This is a genomic window from Niveispirillum sp. GW835-FHT14G11, from assembly GCF_058793615.1.
In genome coordinates this window covers 1-6,890 of the sequence record NZ_JBXAFZ010000042.1, presented here as the reverse complement: position 1 = coordinate 6,890, position 6,890 = coordinate 1, and the positions used below count along the sequence as shown (strand labels likewise).

At 60.6% G+C, this 6,890-nt stretch carries 3 protein-coding genes; 2 read left to right on the top strand and 1 reads right to left on the bottom strand.

Annotated features, from left to right (window positions below):
• Positions 1 to 270 precede the first annotated feature (270 nt).
• Positions 271 to 2,121 (bottom strand): recombinase family protein, encoded by a 1,851-nt coding sequence (locus AC1Q7F_RS32385; protein ID WP_492512675.1) that lies wholly within the window; start codon positions 2,119 to 2,121, stop codon positions 271 to 273.
• 764 nt (positions 2,122 to 2,885) lie between these two features.
• Here AC1Q7F_RS32385 and AC1Q7F_RS32380 point away from each other — a divergent pair.
• Both AC1Q7F_RS32380 and AC1Q7F_RS32375 read left to right on the top strand, forming a co-directional pair.
• Complete coding sequence (locus AC1Q7F_RS32380) at positions 2,886 to 4,844, top strand: ParB/RepB/Spo0J family partition protein (RefSeq protein ID WP_492512674.1); 1,959 nt, start codon at positions 2,886 to 2,888, stop codon at positions 4,842 to 4,844.
• 314 nt (positions 4,845 to 5,158) lie between these two features.
• Positions 5,159 to 6,661 (top strand): DnaJ-like cysteine-rich domain-containing protein, encoded by a 1,503-nt coding sequence (locus AC1Q7F_RS32375; protein WP_492512673.1) that lies wholly within the window; start codon positions 5,159 to 5,161, stop codon positions 6,659 to 6,661.
• Positions 6,662 to 6,890: the final 229 nt, after the last annotated feature.

Sequence of the window (6,890 nt, the reverse complement as noted above, 5' to 3'; positions counted from 1 at the left end):
ATCGTCCCAATGGACGGTTTCGACTGCTCCGGGTTCCAATTGGTCGACCACACGCTTCGTCAGCTTCGCCATGGGGGCTCCAAATCTACCAACAAGTCGTGGGCAAGCCAGCGTTCCGCAGGTAGCGTATAGGTAACAAACGAGAGTGAAATCAGGGTAACGTGGTCGTATTTGAGGGGCAATGGCAAATTGGTATTAGTGTTGTAAAACATGAAGTTAGCGTATTAAAGTTTGCGGTGTCGTATTTCGTCGTATGAATACTTTTCAAACTCATAACCTGAAGGCCGCAGGTTCAAATCCTGCCCCCGCATCCAGTTCCAGTTGCGACACAATGTCGTAAGCTAAGGCCGCCCCAAAAGGGCGGCCTTTTTGCTTTGAAGCGCCGACAGCTTTGCCGCCTACGGCAATGGTTAGGATGCCGGCGAGGTCGCCGCGCACGTCGATCTGCAGCACGCCATCTTCCGGCGTCAGCACGATCTCCTTGATCAGCGAGCGCAGGATCTCCCCAGCCTGAAGCCGGGTGGCATCGGTCTCGTCCCGCAGGGCCGCATGCAGTTCGCTCACCTGCTGACGATAGAACTGCGCCATTTCCGGGTGGAGCAGGGGCGGGGGCTCGACGGCTTCGGCCAGAAACTGCTGCAACGCTGTTTTCCGGGATTCCAATCTGTCCATCTTCTCCTTCATGGAAGGATGATACATCCCATCGGCAATGGCATCGACCGTGGCACTAATCTGCTTGTCGATACGGTGCAGTTCCGCTTGCGCGGCCTCAATCGAGGCCCGCCCTTCCATGCGCAGACGGTTCATCTCGCGCGTGAATTCATCGCAGAATTCCTTGAACAGAGCCGGATCCATCAGATGATAGCGCAGTGCGTCCAGCACGCGCGCCTCTAACCGGTCACGACGGATGTTCAGCCGGTTGCCGCAGGTCCCCTTGTTGCGCGCCGTCGAGCAGCCGACCAGAACGGCGGAGATCATTGAATAGCCGCCTCCACAGCAGCCGCACCGGGTCAGTCCCGACAGCAGATATTTCGGCCGCCTGCGATCCCGAAGACTGGTGGCAGTCTCCTCGCCCGTAGTGAGGTCGATGCCCTGATCGCGTACCGTTGCCTGCCGGGCCTTGACAGCCTGCCACAGGGTTTCGTCGATGATGCGCAACTCGGGCACATCACGAATGATCCAGTCGGCTTCCGGGTTCGGCCGGGCGCGGCGCTTGCCACTGTCGGGGTCCCTGACGAAATGCTGTCGGTTCCAGATCAGCCGGCCGATATACAACTCGTTATTGAGTATGCCGGTGCCGCGCTTGCGGCTGCCCAGAATCGTGCTGAAGCCCCACGCTTCACTGCCGGGAGCTTTGACCCCTTCATTGTTCAGTTCCAGGGCAATGCGCTTGGGCGATTTGCCGGCGGCGTAGTCGCGGTAGATGCGCCGCACGATGTCAGCCTCGGCCTTGTTGATCGTGCGGTCACCGCGTAGAGGCTCGCCATTGGCCTGGAACTGTTTGACGATGTCATAGCCATAGGCGTTGCCGCCGCCGGACTTGCCCTGCTCGATCCGCCCGCGCAAGCCGCGATGGGTCTTGTCGGCCAGGTCCTTGAGGAACAGGGCATTCATCGTGCCCTTCAGCCCGACATGCAGATGGGTGACCTCGCCCTCCGACAGGGTGATGATCTTGATGCCGGCAAAGGCCATGCGCTTGAACAGGCCGGCAATATCCTCCTGGTCACGGGAGAGCCGGTCCATGGCCTCGGCCAGAACCAACTGGAAACGGCCCTTCAGCGCGTCGGCAATCAGGGCCTGAATGCCGGGCCGCAGCAACGAGGCGCCCGAGACGGCGTGATCGGTATATTCCTCGATGATGCGCCAGCCCTGCCGGTCGGCATGGACGCGGCAGATGCGCAACTGGTCGGCGATGGAGGCGTCACGCTGGCTGTCGCTGGAATAGCGGGCATAGAGAGCGACCTTCATGCGGCCTCCAATGTGGTCAGGGGCGCGGCACCTCGCGCGCCCGGGTTTCCTCAAACCATTCCCGGGCAGCCCGTCTGGCCAGCAACCGCGCCAGTTCAATGAGGCGCGGATCAGGCAGATTGCCGAGGGTGGCCAGAACCAGACCCGGCTCATGGAGCCGTTTCACCTGGTCCTGCTGCCAGGGAATATTGGACTGTTTGCGAATCATAGCGCTAACCGCCATTCAATGCACGTCGCTGCTGGCAGCATCGCCGTGACCAATGTCGGGCGGCAAAGCAATTCGTGCTCGTGGAAAAGGCGGTTCCCGGCCGGTGCCGACCCGCAAAAGGGAACTGCCAGCGTTGGATAGCGCACGGCGTCGGGGTGGAAAAACTTGTGATTGAGCGCCGGTAGCTTACCTGTTCAGCTCTGCAGGCCCGCAGCGATGGCTACCAGCGTACGCTTCAGGGCTTTTCCTTGCCGCTGGCCTTGCTGCTGCCCGTCATTCGGTGATGAGGGCGGCCAGGTCGTCCTTGCTGATCTTCTCACTCATCTCTGGTCCTGTCCTCCTGCCGCGGCACTGTTCGTGGCGCCACCGTCTTTCGCCATTTACCCGCAAAGCCGCCCCCTGACCAGTTGCCTGGAAGGACAGGCACGTTGCTTCCCACGGATCACCACGGGCCCGAGGTCTCCGGCGCTAAGGGCGCTGCCCTCGCGCGGGCAAGGGTGAAGTCCCGTGCCGGGACCGGACAGGGCGGTCTCCCCGGCCTTCCTGCGCGGGCGATGATGGCCGGGCCGGCAGGACGGCATCCGCTCCGTGCAGGCCGGGCGATCCCCCTCCGCCCCGTCCGCCCTTGCCCTTGCTACCCCGGTCTCGCCGACGGGCAGGGGTGCAGCGCAGCGCTGCGCTGACACCCCCTGACCCAAGGAGACCGGACATGACCACGACCATCATCCGCGATATCCCGCTGTCCAAGCTGGTGCCCTGCGACCGCAATGTCCGCCGCACCGGCGGTAGCGCGGGGCTGGAGGAATTGGCGGCTTCCATCGCTGCCCACGGCCTGCTGCAAAGCCTCAATGTGCGGCCCGACCTGGATGCCGGGGGCAAGGAGACGGGCAAGTACCAGGTCTGTGGCGGCGGGCGCCGGCTGGCGGCCCTCAAGCTGCTGGTCAAGCGTAAGCAGGTCGCCAGGACCGCGCCGGTCCCCTGCCTGATCAGTGAGGGCGACGCGCAGGAGATCAGCCTGGCCGAGAATGTGGTGCGCGAGAACCTGCACCCGGCCGACCAGTTCGAGGCCTTCCGCCGCCTGTCCGAGGAAGGCGGGCTCGGTGCCGAGGACATCGCCGCCCGCTTCGGTGTGACGGCGCAGGTGGTGCGGCAGCGGCTGCGCCTGGGTGCGGTGTCGCCCCGGCTGCTGGCGATCTACCGCGAGGGCACCCTACGCCTGGACCAGTTGATGGCCTTCGCCATCACCGACAGCCATGAACGGCAGGAGCAGGTCCATGACGGCCTGTCCTGGAACAAGGAACCGCATATCATCCGCCGAGCCCTGACCGAGGCGCATGTGCCGGCGAGCGACCGCCGGGCGCGCTTCGTTGGAGCCGAAGCCTATGAGGCGGTGGGCGGCACCATCCTGCGCGATCTGTTCAGCGAGGATGAGGGCGGCTATTTCGAGGATGCCGCCCTGCTGGACCGGCTGGTGCTGGACAAGCTGGAAACCGTGGCCGCCGGGGTGCGGGCGGAAGGCTGGAAATGGGTGCAGCCCTTCATTGACTTCCCCTACGCCCTGGGCCTGCGGCGGGACTATCCGCTGGTGGTGGACCTGTCGCCGGCGGACCAGCAGCGGTTGGGCGCGCTCCAGGATGAGCAGGACGCCCTGTCCCTGGCCCATGAGGGACTGGAGAAATTGCCGGCCGATGTCGAGGCCCGGCTGGCGGAACTGGATGGCGAGATCGACCGGCTGGCGGCCCACCAGCAGGCCTATGATCCCGACACCATCGCACGCGGCGGCGCTTTCGTTGTGCTGGGTCATGACGGGAAGGCCCGCATCGAGCGGGGTTTCATCCGACCGGAGGACGAGAAGCCGGCAGAGCCGGAACCCGGAGCGGCCGGCGGGGAGGATGAAGCCACCTTCTGTCCTGACGATGCTCGCGCGGAAGCTGCACCGGCTCCAGATGGCGAGGATGAGGACATGGGAGAAGGCAAGCCGCTGTCCGACCTGCTGGTCCGCGACCTGACGGCGCATCGGACCCTAGGCTTGCGGCTGACCTTGGGAGAGCATCCCGACATCGCCATCGTCGCCCTGACTCATGCCCTGGTGTCGAGCCTGTTCGCCATCGAGACGGACGCCACCTGCCTGGACATCCGCGCCCACAGCACGCCGCTGTCCGGCCATGCCGACCGCATCGACGACACGGCGGCGGCCCAGGCCCTGGCCCGGCGCCATGAGGCTTGGGCGGTGCAACTACCCCGCCACAGTACCGGCCTCTGGACTTTCCTGGTCGGCCTCGACGCAGAGCAGCGGAGCCGGCTGCTGGCCCATTGTGTGGCCCTGACGGCCTTCGCGGTGCGCCAGCCCTGGGAACGTCGTCCGCAGGCCCTGGCGATGGCGGATCGGCTGGCCCAGGCGACCCGCCTCGACATGACGGCGCATTGGGCACCGACGGTGCGGACCTATCTGGGGCGCGTCACCAAGGCGCATATCCTGTCGGCCGTGTGCGAGGCTGTGTCGGATGAGGCGGCTCGGCGAATGGAGAGCATGAAGAAACAACCCATGGCCGAGGCTGCCGAGCAATTGCTGGCGGGGACGGGCTGGCTGCCGGTGTTGCTGCGGACGCCGGGTGGGGAATCGGCCATCGACAGGGCGGAGACGCCCTATGCTCAGGCGGCGGAATAACAGAGTGAGCCGGGGTGGTTGGCGGCCGCCCCGGCCTTTTCCTGTCATCCGGTCCGGCAGACGTCACCTTGGTGGACGAGAGTATATTTTCTGGTTTGCATTCATGCCAGTCATTCACTATCGAAATAGTTATGCTTCAATCCTGATACATTTTTCCTTATCTCCTTGCGCACGACTCCACTACCCGCAGCGCATTTTGCAGAAACGGGTGTCCCCGGCGCCTTCAGTTGCCATTGAAGGCTGCAGAATGATCGCGACTATGTAGGATATTTGCGTTAAAATGAAGGAAATTAAGGGAAAAGGAGATGCATTTCATGTCCAAAGCTGACGATTTAGTGTATGAATATGAAGCGGCAATTATGGTCGGAATGTCTCCAGAACTCCTCAAGTGGTTTACGTCTTATGCGCCAAAGCAAGGAGACAGCCGGAAGCTTAAGCTAGCTCACAAGAGCGGCTATAAGCGTTACTATTCTAAACGCGAGATTTTGGATTTTAATAATTGGCTGAAGGCTCCTTGGCCTAGTGTCGGTGGGGCTCGTCCTCCAGTTCCAATCGGAATTCGATTAGAGATTCAACGGGAAGCAGGTTACGAATGTGCAATGTGCGGCAAATACTCTGACGCCTGTGAGGCAGCTCACATTGATCCAGTTTCAAGAAGCAAAAACAATCACCCAGAAAATTTAATATGGCTATGCGCGAATCATCATACAATGTACGACAAAAATATATTCTCCACTAAAGGAGTTGATGTTTCTTTTATAAAAGCCCATAAACTTGCTTTAATTGCTAGGAATAAGTGGAAATGGCAAGATTTTGGAAAACTTCACGATACATTGCTATCCCTTCTAACGAGATGTGACGATTTATTATCTCACTTTAAGTCAGCAAGGTCGCCAGAGGAAGTGGCGGTAGTCAAGAAGCTTGCTCTTGAGGCCACGATGGACCTCTATCGCACGGCAAAAAGTGACGCATCTCCGGAAGTTACAGCCATAAGGCAGCAATTGCTCCCGCAACTGGGGCGAGCCTCCAGCGGAGAACCCGCGCTGGAGGTTCATCTCATGCAAGCTCGTCAAATTCGAAAGACCTACGTCGCGGCTTTAGGCTATGTGAAATGTCCGTTGTGCCACGCCAGTGGACGATATAATGGAGATGACTGTCCGGTTTGTCACGGTGACAGGGAGATCGATGCCAATTTCGCAACGCAGGTCGATCTCACGCAATTTCAAACGGTGCCCTGCCCCGTTTGTGAGGGAGGTGGCAGGCTTCGTGGAGGCGATTGCCCAGTTTGTCAGGGCGATAGGGCGCTAGAGCGCCGTTACGCAGACCGGATTGACGTTCATCAGTTTGACGACGTTGAATGCCCGCTGTGCGCCGCGCGGGGAAAGAATGCTGATTGCTCCGTCTGCCATGGTGAATACCGGACCGAGAGACGGTACGCGGACCTAGTTGATCTCAGGGACTTTCAAAACGTCGACTGCCCGTTGTGCGCGGGCCGGGGGAAGAATGCTGACTGCCCCGTTTGCCATGGTGAATACCGGATCGAGAAACAATATGCGGACCGAGTCGACCTCAAGGACTTTCAAAACATCGACTGCAAGTTGTGTGAGGGATCGGGACGGGTGAACCATGAAGACTGCCCTGCGTGCGACGGCAATGGCATGATGGAGAGGCACATCTACGACGGCATCGATTGGCGCGGATGGGATATTGTCGATTGTCCGCGATGCCATGGAAAAGGACATGTGAAGCACGACGACTGCCGTTACTGTGGGGGGGCGGGAACGATGTACCGGCAACAGACAGAATACTTGGAATAAACTAAGTCGTTCACGGTAGTTCACCCCCCAAGAGTGGATTGGTTGGCAAATTTCGTCCTCAAACGAGAAATCGAGGATCACAACGGATCAAGTGGTTTTTTTCCACGTCTTGCTCAGAACAATGACCACTTTCTCCACTGCTTGATCCAAAACCTGAACCGCGCCGGGATTGTCGGCGGCAAAAGTTCGTGAGTCACGCCGCCATTTGCTGAGTGCTCACGGCATCATG